This window comes from Pseudaminobacter soli (ex Zhang et al. 2022) (genome assembly GCF_014595955.1).
Taxonomy (GTDB): domain Bacteria; phylum Pseudomonadota; class Alphaproteobacteria; order Rhizobiales; family Rhizobiaceae; genus Kumtagia; species Kumtagia pseudosoli.
In genome coordinates, this window is sequence record NZ_JABVCF010000003.1 from 226,533 (window position 1) to 241,448 (window position 14,916).

14 protein-coding genes are annotated in these 14,916 nt (G+C 63.2%); 5 read left to right on the forward strand and 9 right to left on the reverse strand.

Annotated features, from left to right (window positions below):
- Window positions 1-104: 104 nt before the first annotated feature.
- The 4 genes from mch to HUI96_RS07025 are packed head-to-tail and all read right to left on the reverse strand — an operon-like array spanning window position 105 to window position 4,064.
- A complete protein-coding gene (gene mch, locus HUI96_RS07010) occupies window positions 105-1,061 on the reverse strand; it encodes a methenyltetrahydromethanopterin cyclohydrolase (RefSeq protein ID WP_188253933.1) in 957 nt (318 codons plus the stop codon).
- Window positions 1,058-2,188: an ATP-grasp domain-containing protein gene (locus tag HUI96_RS07015; protein WP_237683999.1), complete on the reverse strand. Its 1,131-nt coding sequence runs from the start codon at window positions 2,186-2,188 to the stop codon at window positions 1,058-1,060. Before HUI96_RS07015 ends, mch begins: the two co-directional genes overlap by 4 nt.
- Window positions 2,166-3,062 carry an NAD(P)-dependent methylenetetrahydromethanopterin dehydrogenase gene (locus HUI96_RS07020; RefSeq protein WP_188253935.1) on the reverse strand — a complete coding sequence of 299 codons (897 nt, stop codon included), beginning with the start codon at window positions 3,060-3,062 and terminating at the stop codon, window positions 2,166-2,168. The genes HUI96_RS07015 and HUI96_RS07020 overlap by 23 nt, the downstream gene beginning before the upstream one ends.
- Window positions 3,063-3,095: 33 nt before the next feature.
- Window positions 3,096-4,064 carry a beta-ribofuranosylaminobenzene 5'-phosphate synthase family protein gene (locus HUI96_RS07025; RefSeq protein WP_188253936.1) on the reverse strand — a complete coding sequence of 323 codons (969 nt, stop codon included), beginning with the start codon at window positions 4,062-4,064 and terminating at the stop codon, window positions 3,096-3,098.
- Between the two features lie 142 nt (window positions 4,065-4,206).
- Here HUI96_RS07025 and HUI96_RS07030 point away from each other — a divergent pair, with 142 nt between their 5' ends.
- From HUI96_RS07030 to HUI96_RS07050, 5 genes are all read left to right on the forward strand, one after another.
- On the forward strand, window positions 4,207-4,587 hold the full coding sequence (locus tag HUI96_RS07030) for a 4a-hydroxytetrahydrobiopterin dehydratase (RefSeq protein WP_188253937.1): 381 nt from the start codon (window positions 4,207-4,209) through the stop codon (window positions 4,585-4,587).
- 98 nt (window positions 4,588-4,685) lie between these two features.
- Window positions 4,686-5,768, forward strand: a complete 1,083-nt coding sequence (locus HUI96_RS07035; protein WP_188253938.1) for a tungsten formylmethanofuran dehydrogenase — start codon at window positions 4,686-4,688, stop codon at window positions 5,766-5,768.
- The gene (locus HUI96_RS07040) at window positions 5,762-7,393 is read left to right on the forward strand and encodes a formylmethanofuran dehydrogenase subunit A (protein WP_188253939.1); all 1,632 of its coding nucleotides are present in this window, start codon (window positions 5,762-5,764) and stop codon (window positions 7,391-7,393) included. Before HUI96_RS07035 ends, HUI96_RS07040 begins: the two co-directional genes overlap by 7 nt.
- Window positions 7,381-8,289 (forward strand): formylmethanofuran--tetrahydromethanopterin N-formyltransferase, encoded by a 909-nt coding sequence (fhcD, locus tag HUI96_RS07045; RefSeq protein WP_188253940.1) that lies wholly within the window; start codon window positions 7,381-7,383, stop codon window positions 8,287-8,289. The genes HUI96_RS07040 and fhcD overlap by 13 nt, the downstream gene beginning before the upstream one ends.
- Window positions 8,286-9,095 carry a formylmethanofuran dehydrogenase subunit C gene (locus HUI96_RS07050; RefSeq protein WP_188253941.1) on the forward strand — a complete coding sequence of 270 codons (810 nt, stop codon included), beginning with the start codon at window positions 8,286-8,288 and terminating at the stop codon, window positions 9,093-9,095. Before fhcD ends, HUI96_RS07050 begins: the two co-directional genes overlap by 4 nt.
- Window positions 9,096-9,166: 71 nt before the next feature.
- Here HUI96_RS07050 and HUI96_RS07055 read toward each other — a convergent pair whose 3' ends face one another.
- From HUI96_RS07055 to HUI96_RS07075, 5 genes are all read right to left on the reverse strand, one after another.
- Window positions 9,167-9,358 carry a hypothetical protein gene (locus tag HUI96_RS07055; protein WP_188253942.1) on the reverse strand — a complete coding sequence of 64 codons (192 nt, stop codon included), beginning with the start codon at window positions 9,356-9,358 and terminating at the stop codon, window positions 9,167-9,169.
- Window positions 9,342-9,677 carry a hypothetical protein gene (locus HUI96_RS07060; RefSeq protein ID WP_188253943.1) on the reverse strand — a complete coding sequence of 112 codons (336 nt, stop codon included), beginning with the start codon at window positions 9,675-9,677 and terminating at the stop codon, window positions 9,342-9,344. The genes HUI96_RS07055 and HUI96_RS07060 overlap by 17 nt, the downstream gene beginning before the upstream one ends.
- A gap of 70 nt (window positions 9,678-9,747) precedes the next feature.
- Window positions 9,748-11,286 carry a SpoVR family protein gene (locus tag HUI96_RS07065; protein WP_188253944.1) on the reverse strand — a complete coding sequence of 513 codons (1,539 nt, stop codon included), beginning with the start codon at window positions 11,284-11,286 and terminating at the stop codon, window positions 9,748-9,750.
- Window positions 11,286-12,599 carry a YeaH/YhbH family protein gene (locus tag HUI96_RS07070; RefSeq protein WP_188253945.1) on the reverse strand — a complete coding sequence of 438 codons (1,314 nt, stop codon included), beginning with the start codon at window positions 12,597-12,599 and terminating at the stop codon, window positions 11,286-11,288. The genes HUI96_RS07065 and HUI96_RS07070 overlap by 1 nt, the downstream gene beginning before the upstream one ends.
- Before the next feature lie 21 nt (window positions 12,600-12,620).
- Entirely contained in the window at window positions 12,621-14,570 is a 1,950-nt protein-coding gene (locus HUI96_RS07075; protein WP_188253946.1) for a PrkA family serine protein kinase, read from the reverse strand.
- Window positions 14,571-14,916: the final 346 nt, after the last annotated feature.

The window sequence follows — 14,916 nt, forward strand, 5'->3', positions numbered from 1 at the left end:
GTCCTGAGGTACGAGCCCTCTAGATCGCTGGCTAGTATGGTTTCAGCTTGAATGGGCGAGCCTCGAAGGAAACACGCCCTTTGCGAAAGCGATCTCAGCAAAGGCTACCCCAAGCTCCGCTCGAGCATCCCAAAATCTCGGCCCCCGGCCCTGAAGGTCTCGCCGTAGTCGATTGCGGTGACGATCACCTCCGCAGGGCTGAAGAGATGCGGGTCGATCGCGTAGAAGTCGCCCTTGACCCTCTTGAACACCTCCCTGAACGGCTCGCCATAGTCGCGCGAGGCGCGGCTCGGCAGTTTTTCGGCGAGCTCGTGCGCGGCATCGGCCTCGCCGCGCACGAAGAGCTGCACCGTGCCGCCATAGATGATCGCATCGTTGGTGCGGCCCATGGCCGCCAGGAAATCCGGATGCGGGGCCGGAATGGGCGCGGATCCGGCACCATCGACGATATCGTCAAGCGGAAACTTGAGCTCGTGAGCCTTGTGCAGCGCGACCTCGAGGACCCGGGCGACGATCTGGACACTGCCCGCGAGGCTCTGTGTCGGCGCATAGATGAAGGTCAGGTTCTGCGGTTGCACGCCGGTCGCCTTGGCGACCTTCTCGACCACCTTCGGCGGCGGCGGCTCGGCGGTTTCGAGCACCAGCACAGCCGAGGAGGACTGGTCGCGGTAGGTCAGCGTCTTATGCAGCGGCTCGGCATGCGCGAGCGCGCGGCCTGGGCCGGAGCCCATGGCGAAATAGCCTTCGGTGGAAAGATTCCAGCCGGCATATTGCGATCCGAGGCAGGCGAGCACCGGCTGCGACGATCTCACCTCGATCGTGTAGGGCCATTTCTCCGCCCCCTGATTGAAGCTGGCGGCAACGCTGCCAAGGCCTCCCATGCAGATCTCGGCAATGCGGATACCGGCCTCGATGCCGCCCGTGACGCGGGCGCCGGCGTCGATGAGGCGCGCGCCGGACGGTCCGACCGAAACCGCGATGCGAAGCCGCTCGGCGTCGCGAACCATGGCGTCCGCGATGCTAAGTGCGTTGTCGTTGAGGAAGGCGGAGCCGTCCTTCATGTCGGAACTCCAGTCCAGTGCCGCTCGAGTTTGGCGGCGAGCGCGCCGGCCCTGCGCCTGGCCGAGGCGGCGCTCGGCCCGCGGGCGAATATGGTGCACACCGGATCGCCGGCCATCAGTCTTGTGCCCGACGGCTGCCGATCGGCCGTCCATTCCGGCCAGACGATGGCGGGGAAGCTTTCCACCGGGCGAGCCGCATAGGCGATCATCGAGGCCATAGAGTCGGCGAAGCGTGGCAGGATGAACTCCTCGCCACGACAGGCGCGCAGATGTGCCTCCATCAGCGGCGCCTCTGCAGAATCGAAGATGTCGAGCGTGGCGCCCGGTCGGGGATTGATTTCGATCAGACACCAGCCCTCGGACGAGCAAATGAAATCGGCGCTGCAGAGCCCGACGAGACCGGCCTTTTCCGCTAACCCTGACAACCGGTCGGCAATCATCTCAACGTCTGCACAATCCAGCCGGCGCAGCCGTGCCGCTCCGCCATAGCGATAGGGCGCGGTCGGAGAAGGCGACGTCCACTGCCGGCTGAAGCCGACCATGCGCGCCTCGCTACCATCCGCCAGAAAAAGGGCGGACAGGCTCGTGCCGCGTACAAGCTGCTGGAAGTAGCGGCCATGCCCGATCGGAGTTTTCTCGGCGCGGCCTACATGGGCTCCTCCGGCGCTGCCGATCGCCTTGACCACCCAGTTCTCCGGGTCCGGCGGCGGTTCGAAGCGGAATTTCGGGTGCGGGATGCCCAGGGCGGCGCAATCCTCGGCGAGGGTCAGCGGATCCTTCACGCGGCGGATCGCAGCAGTACGGTTGCCGGCGAGCGGTAAGTGCCGGGCGATCTCGTCTACCACCTCCGGGATGCGCTCAAAGCCCGATCCGAGGATGACGGCGGAGACCTCGTCGCCATCGGCAAGACTTCGGAGCGTGTCCAAGACTGCAGCCGGGTCGATGCCAGCGCGCAGATCACCCGGCAGCAGCGAGGTACGTTCCGCCAAAGCCTTCGTGTCGTCGTCGCAGAAGAAATCGGCGACACGCGCGCGATAGCCGGCGCACCGGGCCGCGGCGGCAAGCGCGCGCCCGGATACCGACGCGATCAGCAGAAGGCCGGCGCTACTTTGCGATGTCTCGTGCAAGGGAGAACGCATCCTGGAAGTCGAAGGTGACCGGCTTCTCGGCCTCGATCATCTTCGTGAACAGGCCGAATTCGACCTTGTATTTCACATTGCCGATCGCCAGCGGGCCGATTCCGACAGCCGATGTCGACTCGAGGGGATCGGCATTGGCGTGGACAGCGAGTCCCTCGATGCCGGCAGGCGGCACGGCGTTCACGTCCGCCGCGATCAGCAACTGCTTTGCTTCGGCGAGTTGCGACTTCGATATGACCCGGATGCCGGCCTTGGCGGCCGCCAGGATGACTTCCGCCGATTTCACCAGTTCTGTCTTTTTCTCTTCAGTCGATCCGTCGGCTGCTTCCACCTCGACGCCGAAGCGCTCCTTGATCTCGGTCGCCACCTTCTGAATACGCTCCAGGCGATCATGCGCGACGACGGTGACCTTCGCGCCCTGCCTCGCGGCGATCACCGCAGTGCAAAAACCGACCACGCCGGTGGCTCCGAAGATCGCAATGCGGGTGTCCCTGAGATCCCGTTGGTATTTTGCTGCCAGCGCCTTCTCGACCTTGGCCAGCATCGCTGCCGCCGTGGTGAACGATCCCGCCGGATCGGCGAAGACGGAGACCTTGAACGGCGGCACCATGGCCCTATTGGCGCCGTCGAACATGTCGAGCGCGAGCGACACGTCCTTGCCACCGATGAAGATGCCAGTATCGACGCCCGCGTCCGGCGGGCGGGAGAAGATTGCATCCTGGACCAGCCCGGTCACTTCGGGGAGGGTCACCTCGGTGTGAGGGATCACCGCGTCGAAGCCCGCATCGAGCGCCATGTTCACGTCGAACGGGCTCATGTGCTTGAGCGGGGTCAGCATGTGCAGGATGTGTTTGCGTGCCATCGTCTTTTCCCTTCCTGCCGTCGGCCAACCCGCTTAGCTGCCTACCATATCGAGATGGTTTTCGGCGATCTTCGCGCCGAAATTCCTGCCGCGCACTATCCTGACCTCGGTTTCCGGAACAAGCTTATCCTCAATCGCTTCAAGGAACGCCAATGCCGCCTCCTCCGAGGGTGCGAAGGCAAAGCCGGTTGGCCCCCAGGAGCTCTGGCCGAGCCCGGCGACGCCCGCGTCGGCGAGCCCGTGCACCAGCGCGTCAACGCGACGGGAGGTAAAGGCGCCCCCCTGGGCCGGCGCAAAATGGGCTCCCACCATCTGCTGGATGGCCGAGATCGCGCTCGCAAAGGCATGAAAGTCTTGCTGGATGAGACCCGGCATCACGCCCATCACCACCTGAGCGCAGATCTCGCCGACGCCTTCGCGCGGGAATGGCGGCAGCCTGCGGAACGCCTCGATTTCGTCGTCGCCGTGGAGCCCCTCATGCCCCTTGTCGAGGACGAGGATGACCCGCCACTCGTCCGGGAACGGGATTCGCGCGATGACAGGCGGCGGCCCGCCGTCAGGCCCCTTCCCGGCGTCGATGATGACGCCGCCGTCGGAGAAGCTTGCTATCCCTATCCCCGAGCGGTTACCGCGCGACAGCAGCAGCGCGTCAGCGCCAGGATCAAGCGGCAAGCCGTGGAGGGTCCGCAGCGCCGCGGCCACGGCCAGCGCGATCTGGGTGCCGGAGCCGAGACCGGCGTGGCTGGGAATCGCTTCTTCGACGACCAAGCGATGCCGCGCGCGGATACCGAGGTGGTCGCAAAGCGTGGCAAGGTGTCTTCCGGCACGGTCAGAATCAGGACCCGTAACGCTCGTCTCGCCGGCGCGCGAGAGCGTCACCGCTGTCTCCGGCTCACCGAGAGGAAGTCCGATACTACCGAAACGACCTCCAGCATCCCCGCTGGGATCGAGGAAACCGAGATGAAGCCGGGAGGGCACTCTTATCTTAACTGTGTTCGACATCTGCCCCCCGATGGGTGCATGATAAGCGGGAAAATCAAGGTGCCCGGTGACATGATAACGGGAATCGGCGACGGGGCAAGAAGCTGACAGGCGAGGCTTAGGCCTTGGATGGTGCCAAGGTGGAAAACGAGCGGAGGCGGCAATGAGCGAGACGGCCAAGGAGCGGGTGTATTCCGAGCCCGAGATCACCGAGAGGCTCCAGAAGGAACTGCCGAAATGGACGTACGAAAAAGGTTGGATACGCCGCAAGTACAAGACCCATAGTTGGAAATCGACCTTGATGGTCATCAACACCGTCGGTCACCTTGCCGAAGCGGCCTGGCACCATCCGGACATCACGGCTTCCTATGCCTGGGTTGAGGTGCGGCTGATGAACCACGCGGCCAGGGGTATCACCGACAAGGATTTCGAACTGGCCAAGAAGATCGAGGAGATCGTCCACTGGCAGCCCGGAAACGAAGGCGGGGCGCTGGAAGGGACGCCGCAGACGGACCAGCGTTTTGCCTACATCAAGTACGATTGAGGCGGAGCACGGCCTGCGACCGGTCAACTCGGCTTTGGGGTTCACCGCCCGCACACTTTGACCTAAACTCCCTGGAAGGCACCAGAAAGTAGTACGGAATGGCGGTTGCTTGGATCGGCAACCGGGAGGCTTCGTTGGAGCAGGCAGTCGAGCAGGCCGCCTCGCTCCTTAAGGCAAGCAGGTGCCCGGTTTTCACTCTCGATACGGATATCCACGGCACGCGCGCCGCAATCGCGCTCGCGGAGCAGGTCGGCGGCGCCTATGACGTCGCCGGCGGCGAGGTCATGGCCCGCGAGACGGCGCTTTACACGGACAAAGGCGGCATCTTCGCCGATGCCAGCGAGACGAGGCGCCGCGCCGACGTGATCGTGGTCGTCGGCAGCCTGCCAGACTACGCTTGGCCGCTCATAGCGGAACTGGCCGAGACCGTCCCGGACCTTTCTCCATCCAATATCCGCCGCTTCTTCGTGATCGGGGACGTGGACAATCTCCCTCCAAATAGCGGCACCGCTACCAACCTCTCCTGCGGCAGCAGCGGCCTGGGGGCGACCCTTGCGGCACTGCGGGCAAAATTCGCCAAGCGGAAGACCGCCGCGCCGGTCGAGAATTTCGACCAATTCGCGGCCGCTCTCGCCGAATCCCGTTTTCCCGTCTTTCTGTTCTCCGGAAAGGGGTGCGATCTCCTGGAGATGGAAATGCTCCAGGGCCTCGTCTCCGATCTCAATTTGAAATCGCGCGCCTCGGCGCTCCACCTGCCCGCCAGCGAGAGTGGCTGGGGCAGCATGTTCGCCTCGGGCTGGATGACCGGTTTTCCGCCGCGGACCGGCTTCGGCTCGGGCCATCCCGAATATGATCGCTGGCGATTCGATGTTGCGCGCATGATCGAGGCGGGCGAAGCCGACGTGCATGTCTGGGTTGCGGGACGGCCCGACGCGCCAGCGCCCAGCCATGCTGGTCCCTCGCTCATAGCACTGGCGAAGACGCCCGAGGCGGTTCCAGGCGCCGCCGTGACGATCGCGGTCGGCACGCCGGGCATCGACCATGACGCTGTCGTCTTCACGTACCGTACCGGCACGTTCAGGACGGTCGATGCCACGGAGCCGTCCGAGGCTCCCGCAGCCGCATCGATCCTGCGCTCGATCGCCGAAGTCATCACGCCTGGGGTGCCGCTGCCATGCTGACCAGAATCACGGGCGGCGAGATCATCGATCCCGCGAATGGGCGCGCCGGCATCGGCGACGTCTGGATCGAAGACGAGAAGATCGTCGATCCGCCTCAATCCGGGCAAGCCGACCGGGTCTTCGACGCGTCGGGCTGCATCTTGATGGCGGGCGCGATCGACATCCATTCCCATATCGGCGGCGGCAATGTGAACACCGCGCGCCTGCTCCTACCCGAGCAGCATAAAGCCCATCTGCCGAGGCCGGACGCAACGCCGCTCTCCAATGCCGGCTGGTCGACCTTCCAGACCGGCTGCCTCTACGCGAAAATGGGGTTCACCACGGTGATCGAGCCGGCGATGCCTCCGGGATCGGCGCTCCACACGCATCTCGAACTTGCCGACATCCCGATCATCGACAAGGGAGCGCTGGCGATCCTCGGCAATGACGACTTCCTGCTGTCGATGATCCGCGACAACGCCTCGTCCCAGGCGATCGACGACTACGTCACCTGGACCGTCGCCTCGTCGCGAGCGCTCGGCGTGAAGGTGATCAATGCCGGCGGCTCGATGGCCTTCCGGGAGAATGTCCGCACCTTCTCCTTCGATGACGTCGTTCCGTCGTACGGCATCACCTCCCGCCAGATCGTCAAGACGCTGCAGGCCTCGGTCAACCGGCTCGGCATTCCCCACCCGCTTCACGTCCACTGCAACAATCTCGGAGTTCCCGGTGCGCCGGATACGGCGGCCGAGACCATGAGCGCGGCGGAGGGGCTGCCGCTCCATCTCGCCCACCTCCAGTTCTATGGTTACGCGAAAGAAGGAAAGCGGGATTTTGCGTCGGCCGCAGCGCAACTCGCCCATGTCGTGAATACCACGCCTGAGGTGACCATCGATGTCGGCCAGGTGATGTTCGGCCAGACGGTGACGATCTCCTCCGACGAGATGCGCCAGTTCTTCGCACGCGTCTCGGCAAGTCCGCGCAAGTCGGTCATCTACGATTGGGACGGCAATGGCGGCGGCATCGTGCCCTATCGCTATCGCCCCGACTATTACGGCGCCGTGCAGTGGGCAATCGGCCTGGAGCTCTTTTTGCTAATCGACGATCCGTGGCGGGTCTTCTTCACGACCGACCACCCGAATGGCGCGCCTTTCACCGCCTATCCGGAGTTGTTCGAACTGTTGATGAGTCGCGACCGGCGCGCGGAAGTCATCGCGGAACTGCCGCGGTCGGCCATGAAGCACTCGACCTTGCCGACGCTCGCCCGCGAATACACGTTCGAGGAGATCGCGATCATGACGCGCGCCGCGCCGGCGCGTCTTCTGGGTTTCGCCGACCGCGGTCATCTCGGCGCCGGCGCGCTTGCCGACGTCGCGGTCTACCGCCGCGATGCCAGCATCGCAAAGATGCTCGGCTCGGCAGCACTCGTGTTCAAGAACGGCGATCTGGTGGTCAAGGACGGGGAAATCACCCACTATCGGTGGGGCAAGGCTTTGCGGGTCAATCCTCCGGTGGAGGCGACGATGAAGCGGCGGCTCGATGAATATCATCAGAGCCGCTACGGCCTTTCACTCGACTGGTTCGATTTCCCAGATTCAGCGATCCATCGCGAACAGCCCTTCGGCGAGGTGCCATGCCGGACCTGAACGTCAACGGCGTCGCGATCGACGACACGTTCGCGGAGGCGTTCGGGATGCGCGCCACCGCCATCGTGATCACCGGTCCGAACCGGAAGTGGGCGCGGCAGGCGGCGATCACCATGACCGGCTTCGCCACCTCCGTCATCGGCTGCGGCTGCGAGGCCGGCATCGACGTCGAACTGTCGGAGGACGAGACGCCCGACGGTCGTCCGGGCGTGCGCGTCATGGTCTTCGCCATGAGCACGGACGAGTTGCAAAAGCAGCTCCAGAACCGCATCGGCCAATGCGTGCTGACGTCGCCGGGCAGCGCCTGCTTCGCCGGCCTCATCGGCCCAACCGAGCTCAAGATGGGCGCGGCGCTCCGCTATTTCGGCGACGGCTATCAGATCTCGAAGAAGCTCGGCGGCCGGCATTTCTGGCGCATCCCGGTCATGGATGGCGAGTTCGTCTGCGAGGCGACGACCGGCCTGACCAAGGAGGCGGTCGGCGGGGGCAATCTCCTGCTGCTCGCCCGCTCCAGCGCCCAGACGCTGGCCGCCGCCGAGGCCGCGGTCGAGCGCATCAATGCGGTTCCAGGCGTCATCATGCCGTTTCCGGGGGGCGTTGTCCGTTCCGGCTCGAAGATCGGCGGCAAGTACAAGGGCATGATTGCTTCCACCAACGACGCCTTCGCGCCCACGCTCAAGGGGACCGTCAAGAGCGCGCTGGATCCCGACATCAATGCCGTGCTAGAGATCGTCATCGACGGCGAGACCAGCGATGCCGTTGCGGCTGCCATGCGCGCCGGCATCCAGGCCGTCGTCGAACTCGGGCCGGAACAAGGCGCGGCTCGCATCAGCGCCGGCAACTACGGCGGCAAGCTCGGCAAGTTCCTCTATCATCTGAAGGACCTGCTGCCGTGAGCGTGCTGACCTTCACCCTGACCTCCGAGCCGCCGGAGCGGCTCGACCTTTCCGACTTTACCCCGCAAGCCCTCGCCGGCCTCTCTGTGAGCGAGATCGAAACGATGCGGGTCGGGCAGTCCCGGCGTGCTCTCCGCGTCGCCGACGTCTTCCGCATATCCGGCGAGCCGGGCGACACGATCATCTTCGAGGGAGGCAGCAGCAGGCTCGACGGCGTCGGCACCGGCATGAGCGAAGGCGCCATTCGCGTGATCGGCGAAGTCGGCGCGCGGGCCGGGCGCGCGATGCGCGGCGGAACATTGATCGTGGAAGGCGATTGCGGGCCGCATGCCGGCTCCGGAATGCGCGGCGGCCGGCTGAGCATTTCAGGCAATGCCGGCGATTACCTCGGCGCGCCCCTTGCCGGCGAGCTCGCCGGCATGGCGGGTGGCGTGCTTACCGTCGCCGGCCGGGCGGGCGATTTCGCAGGTGACCGCATGCGGCGGGGATTGATCGTGGTCCTCGAAGGCGCTGGCGACCACGTCGGCTGCAGGATGATCGCGGGAACGCTGGTCGTATGCGGCGGGGCCGGCGCGATGCCCGGCTATCTGATGCGGCGCGGGTCGATCCTGCTCGACCACGCCCCTGCCAGCCTTTCACCCAGCTTCGTGGAATCCGGCGCGCCCGACAGCGTGTTCGCCGCCCTCATTGACCGCTATCTTGTCCGGGAGGGCATACTGGACCACCCCATCCTCGGCTTGGCGCCGCGGCGGTTCAGCGGCGACAACGCCGTGCTCGGACTGGGTGAGATCATGTTTCCGGGGTGATTGGCTAACAAAACCTCGCGGCGCTACTGGCGAGATTTTGGGCTACTCGGCGAGATGTCTGTAAACTCAGCCTACTGGCCGATGCGTCGCTCCAGCGCTTCCAACCGCCCCCGAAACTCTTGGATCTCCGCGATACTCATGAGACCGGATTGCAGGGCATTCAGAATCTCGTTCTGCAGGCCGACGATCTCGATCTGCGATGCCTTTATTTCGGACCCGTTCTGATCGACAGCATGCTCGACCTCTTCAAGCCTGCTGCCCAATGTCCATCCTGCTGCCAAAGGCGTCCAGCCTCCCACCTATTGCATCGATCCGGCTAGCGATCGCAGCAAGCCTTGTTTCAAGGCCATCAAGTCGAGAGTTCGTCTGCAGCACGTCTCCTCGCTCCTCGGCGAGATCACCCTGGAGCTTCAGGCCCTGCCGAGAGATCTTGGTCAGTTCACTCTCGACCTTGTCGTACTTCGACGTGGCGGTGCCGAGCGCCTTCAACAATTGCTTCTGCATCTCGATCATCGAATTGAGCGTGTGCAGCAATTTCGGGTCGTGCTCGTTGTTCTGCTGGCCTTCTGCGCTCGCACACAATATGGCGGGGACGTGCGCGCCTGGCAATACTGCCCGCAAAGTCAAGCTGTTGCGGCTTTTAGTATGAACACTACCCCGAAATATGCGTGGTCGAGCGCTCGTAAAGCGTGGAGCCCGTGTCTGCGTCCACGCCCCTTATGCTGACCTCATAGCCCCAGAGATTTCGGATGTGCCGTAGCGTGGAATCGCGGGTCGCCTCGTCGAGAAGGACGCCGTTTTTGACGGTGTGCTGAAGCCGCAGCCGCCGGTCGCCCAGCAGGTCGACATCCATCACCTGGATGTCCGGCCGGGTCATGCCGATGTCGTAGCTGTTGGCGAGCGCGGTGCGGATTTTCTCATAGCCGCGCTCGTTATGGATCGAGGCGACCTCGTAATGCGGTTCGTGCGCGGAGTCGTCGAGCACAAAGAACCGCCATTTGCGGACCATGGCGGGGCTCAGGTACTGGCGAATGAAAGATTCGTCGCGGTGGTTGGCCCAGGCGTCCAGCAGCGTGCCGCGCCAGTCGCCATTGCCGGCTATGTCCGGAAACCAGTCCCGGTCCTCCTCGGTGGGCTCCGTCGCGATGCGGACGATATCCTGCATCATTTGGAAGCCGAGGGCATAAGGGTTGATGCCGCCGAAACGGGGATCGTCGAAACCCGGCTGCAGGACCACGTTGGAGTGGTTCTGCAGGATCTCCAGCATGGCGCCTTCGCTGATCTGACCCCGATCGAACAGAGTGTTCGTGATCGTGTAGTGGACGAAGGTAGCGCAGCCTTCGTTCATGACCTGCGTCTGCCGCTGCGGATAGAAATACTGCGCGATCACCCGCACGATTCGCAGGATCTCCCGCTGCCACGGCTCGAGGACGAGGCTGTTCTTTTCTATGAAATAGAGCAGGTTCTCCTCGGGCAATTTCAGGGACTTCTTCCGCTCCGCCGCAGCCTGTTTGACCGCCGACGTCTGCTCCCAGCCTTTCGGACGAGGCAGGGTGCGCCAGAGGTCGTCATAGGTGCGCTCTTCGTATTCCAGACGCTCGCGGATTCCCTCCCGCTCCTTCTCGGAGGACAGGCGCGGTGGCCGGCGATAGCGGAAGACGCCCTGTTCCATCAGGGCATGAGCAGCGTCCAGGACATGCTCGACCGCGGCCAGCCCGTGCCGCTCCTCGCAGCGGGCGATATAGCTTTTGGCGAAGTCCAGATAGCCAAGGATCGCGCTGGCATCGGTCCACTGCTGGAACAGATAGTTGTTCTTGAAGAAGTGGTTGTGCCCGAAGGCGGCGTGCGCGGTCACCAGGGCCTGAAGGGCCATGGTGTTCTCTTCCATCAGATAGACGATGCAGGGATTGGAATTGATGACGATCTCGTAGGCGAGCCCGCGTCTTCCCGTCCGATAGAGATTGTAGTGGTAGAGAAAGTGCTTTCCGAAGGACCAGTGCCGGTACATCAGCGGCATGCCGACCGACGAGTAGGCGTCGAGCATCTGCTCCGAGGAGATGATCTCCAACTGGTTGGGATAAGTATCGAGGCCAAGATCGTTGACGGCGATCTCCTCGATCGCATCGTAGACCACCCGGAGCTTCTCGAAATTCCAGTCGGAGCCCGTGAACAGAAGCGAGCCTTTCAACATCACCGCTCGCGCCCCTTCTGCTCGGGATGCTTGGCGAACAGCCGGCGGAAAACGGGATAAATGTCAGAAGGTTTCGCGATGCGGCTCATCTGGAAGTTCGACCACTTCTCGCTGATCGTGCGATAGGCCCGCCACAGCGAGGTCCCGTTGTCGGTCGAACCGAAGATATGGCGCTCGCGCTCGTCGATGATCTCGACATAGGCGAAATACTGACAGAGCTTCATGATCTCGTTCTGCAGGAGATCGATGCATCGCTCCGAGTCGCTCGCGAAATTGTCGCCGTCCGAGGCCTGCGCGGCATAGATATTCCATTCTCTGACCGGGTAGCGCTCGGCAATCACCCTGCGCATTTCCTCAAGCGCCGTGGAGACCACCGTTCCGCCGCTCTGGGTGCTGTAGAAGAAGGTCTCCTCGTCAACCTCGTGAGCCTCATGGGTATGACGGATGAAGACAATATCCGTGCGGTCGTAGCGCCGCTTCAGGAACAGGTGCAGCAGCACGAAGAAGCGTTTTGCGAGGTCCTTCTCCCGCTCTCCCATCGAGCCTGAGACGTCCATCAGGCAGAACATCACGGCGTTCGCCGTAGGCAGAGGCTGGGGGTCGAAGCGGTTGAAGCGGATGTCGATAGGGTCGACAAAGCTGATCACCTTGCGGCGGCGGACAAGCCTATCTAGTTCCTCGCGCAGTTCCGCTATGCGCGCCCGGTCGGGGTGAGGCTCGGCTTCCATCCGCGCGATCTCGGCCTCGAGCGCCTCCAACTGCTCGCGCTTCGGACGCTTCAGCGCGATCCGGCGGCCATGGCTATGGCGCATGGTGCGTCCGACATTGATGTTGGTCGGCGGCCCCGAAACCGTAAAGCCGGCCCGCCGCGGCTTGAAGGAGTGCGCCTCCTTCAGGTTCAGCTTGATCATGTCCGGAAGCTCGAGATCCTCGAAGAAGAGGTCCAGGAACTCCTCCCGCGACAGCACGAAGCGAAAATCATCCTCCGCGTCCTGCAATGACGCGCCCTGCCCGGATCCCCCACCCCCGCGGCCGCTCGGCTTCGGCAGCCGGTCTCCCGGCATAAATTCCTTGTTGCCGGGCAGCACGTGACCGCGCCGTCCGGTTCCGGGGGAATGCTGGAAGCTTGGTTCGCTGGTTCCGCGCATCGGGATCGAAACGGAATGATCGCCATCGACATCGACGATCTTGCCGCTTCTGATCTGGTCGCGAACGCTTGCCCGAAGCGCCTCCTTGGCCCGCCGCAGGAAGCGCTGGCGGTTTCCGAGGCTCTTGTCCTTCGGGTTGAGGCGGCGATCGATTACATTCGGCATGACCCCGTCCGCCGCGCCACCTCAGCCGGCCTTATTGACCCGCATGTACCAGTCGACGAGGCGCCGCACCTGGCGCTTGGTGTAGCCGCGTTCCACCATGCGCTGGACGAATTCCGTGTGCTGCTTCTCGGTGATGCCGTCCTTCTTCGAACCGAAGCTGATGACCGGCAGGAGATCCTCGACCTGGCCGAACATGCGCTTCTCGATGACCTCGCGCAGCTTCTCGTAGCTCGTCCAGGACGGATTGCGGCCGCTGTTCCTGGCGCGGGCGCGGAGGGTGAACTTCACTACCTCGTTGCGGAAGTCCTTCGGATTGGCGATGCCCGCCGGCTTCTCGATCTGCGAAAGCTCGCTGTCCAGCACATCGCGGTTGAGGAGTTGGCCGGTGTCGGGATCCTTGTAGTCCTGATCCTCGACCCAGGCATCGGCATAGGCGATGTAGCGATCGAAGAGGTTCTGGCCGTATTCGCTGTAGGATTCCAGATAGGCCTTCTGAATCTCGTGGCCGATGAACTCCGCGTAGCGGGGCGCGAGTTCGGACTTGATAAAGTCGAGATAGGCGGCCTCCGTCTCCTTCGGGAACTGCTCGCGCCGGATGGCCTGCTCCAGGATGTACATCAGGTGCACCGGATCGGCCGCGACCTCCTTCGTGTCGAAATTGAAGGTCTGCGACAGGATCTTGAAGGCGAAGCGCGTGCTGATGCCGGTCATACCCTCGTCGACGCCCGCAGCGTCGCGATATTCCTGCACCGACTTTGCCTTGGGATCGATCTCCTTCAGGTTCTCGCCGTCGTAGACCCGCATCTTGGTATAGAGCGAGGAGTTCTCGTGCGGGTGGAGACGGGTCGAGACGGTGAAGCGGCTGAGGATATCCAGGACCTCGGGTGCGCAGGGAGCGCCGTTAAGTTCGCTTTCGTGCAGGAGCTTCTCGTAGATGTGCTTCTCCTCGGCCACGCGCAGGCAATAGGGCACCTTCACCACGAGGATGCGGTCGAGGAAGGCCTCGTTGTTCTTGTTGTTCTTGAACTGCAGCCATTCCGACTCGTTGGAGTGCGCGAGCACAATGCCCTGATATGGGAACGAGCCGAAATTCTCGGTGCCGTTGTAGCTGCCTTCCTGTGTGGCGGTCAGCAAGGGGTGCAGGACCTTAATCGGCGCCTTAAACATCTCGACGAATTCGAGCAGGCCCTGGGTCGTGCGGTTCAGGCCGCCGCTGTAGGAATAGGCGTCGGGGTCCGACTGGCTGTAGTTTTCCAACTGGCGGATATCCACCTTACCGACCAGGGCCGAGACGTCCTGGTTGTTCTCGTCGCCGGGCTCGGTCTTGGCGATCCCGATCTGGCGCAGCCGCGAGGGCATCAGTTTCACGACGCTGAACTTGGAGATGTCGCCCTTGAGCTCGTCCATGCGCTTCGTCGCCCAAGGCGAGATGAGGCCGTTCAGGCGCCGTCGCGCGATGCCGTACTTGTCTTCCAGGAGGTCGCCCATGCTGTCCGGATTGAAAAGTCCGAGCGGGGATTCGAAGATAGGGCTGATCTCGTTGCCGACCTTCAAGGTGTAGATCGGGCGCATCTCCATCAGCTTCTTCAGCCGCTCGGCAAGCGACGACTTGCCACCCCCGACCGGCCCGAGCAGATAGAGGATCTGCTTGCGTTCCTCGAGCCCTTGCGCGGCGTAGCGGAAGTAGCCGACGATCCGCTCGATCGTGTCTTCCATGCCGAAAAATTCCGAGAAGGTCGGATAGATCTTGATCGTGCGGTTGGCGAAGATGCGGCCAAGCCGCTCGTCGTTGCTGGTGTCGATGAGGGTGGGTTCACCGATCGCATCAACCATACGCTCTGCGGCGCTTGCGTACATGGACCGGTCTTCGCGACATGCGAGGAGGTACTCCTGGAGAGTCATCTCCTCTCGCGCAGTATGTGAGTATATCTGCGAAAACAGTTCGAAGACGTCGGAGTCTTTCCCGCCCATCGGAAACCTCGCAAAGAGTGGGCTTGAACGCCCAACCCTACCGGAAGTGAACTGACAAGGAACCTTATGGTTCCCTCTCATCGGGCCGATGCAGTCCGATTTCGTTCTGCAATGACCGGCTCATCTGATGGCGATTATATGGCGAAATCACTCGCATGTCCGTCATCCCTTCGCAGGGATTGAGAGCTTTCCTCCCCACTCGCAAAGGTTTGATCTGCACGGATCAGCAAGATATGCACGGATCGGCGACGGCGGACCGGAATTTCTGGCGAGACTGCGGTGCGCATCGCCTGCATCACAATGAAGTGTCACGTGAGAGAAATGATCATTTCGCACCTGATTCCCT

Coding starts and splice junctions, on each gene's coding strand:
- mch (WP_188253933.1), bottom strand. CDS start 1,061: ATGAAGGACGGCTCCGCCTTCCTCAACGACAACGCACTTAGCATCGCG.
- HUI96_RS07020 (WP_188253935.1), bottom strand. CDS start 3,062: ATGGCACGCAAACACATCCTGCACATGCTGACCCCGCTCAAGCACATG.
- HUI96_RS07025 (WP_188253936.1), bottom strand. CDS start 4,064: ATGTCGAACACAGTTAAGATAAGAGTGCCCTCCCGGCTTCATCTCGGT.
- HUI96_RS07030 (WP_188253937.1), top strand. CDS start 4,207: ATGAGCGAGACGGCCAAGGAGCGGGTGTATTCCGAGCCCGAGATCACC.
- HUI96_RS07035 (WP_188253938.1), top strand. CDS start 4,686: ATGGCGGTTGCTTGGATCGGCAACCGGGAGGCTTCGTTGGAGCAGGCA.
- HUI96_RS07040 (WP_188253939.1), top strand. CDS start 5,762: ATGCTGACCAGAATCACGGGCGGCGAGATCATCGATCCCGCGAATGGG.
- fhcD (WP_188253940.1), top strand. CDS start 7,381: ATGCCGGACCTGAACGTCAACGGCGTCGCGATCGACGACACGTTCGCG.
- HUI96_RS07065 (WP_188253944.1), bottom strand. CDS start 11,286: ATGTTGAAAGGCTCGCTTCTGTTCACGGGCTCCGACTGGAATTTCGAG.
- HUI96_RS07070 (WP_188253945.1), bottom strand. CDS start 12,599: ATGCCGAATGTAATCGATCGCCGCCTCAACCCGAAGGACAAGAGCCTC.
- HUI96_RS07075 (WP_188253946.1), bottom strand. CDS start 14,570: ATGGGCGGGAAAGACTCCGACGTCTTCGAACTGTTTTCGCAGATATAC.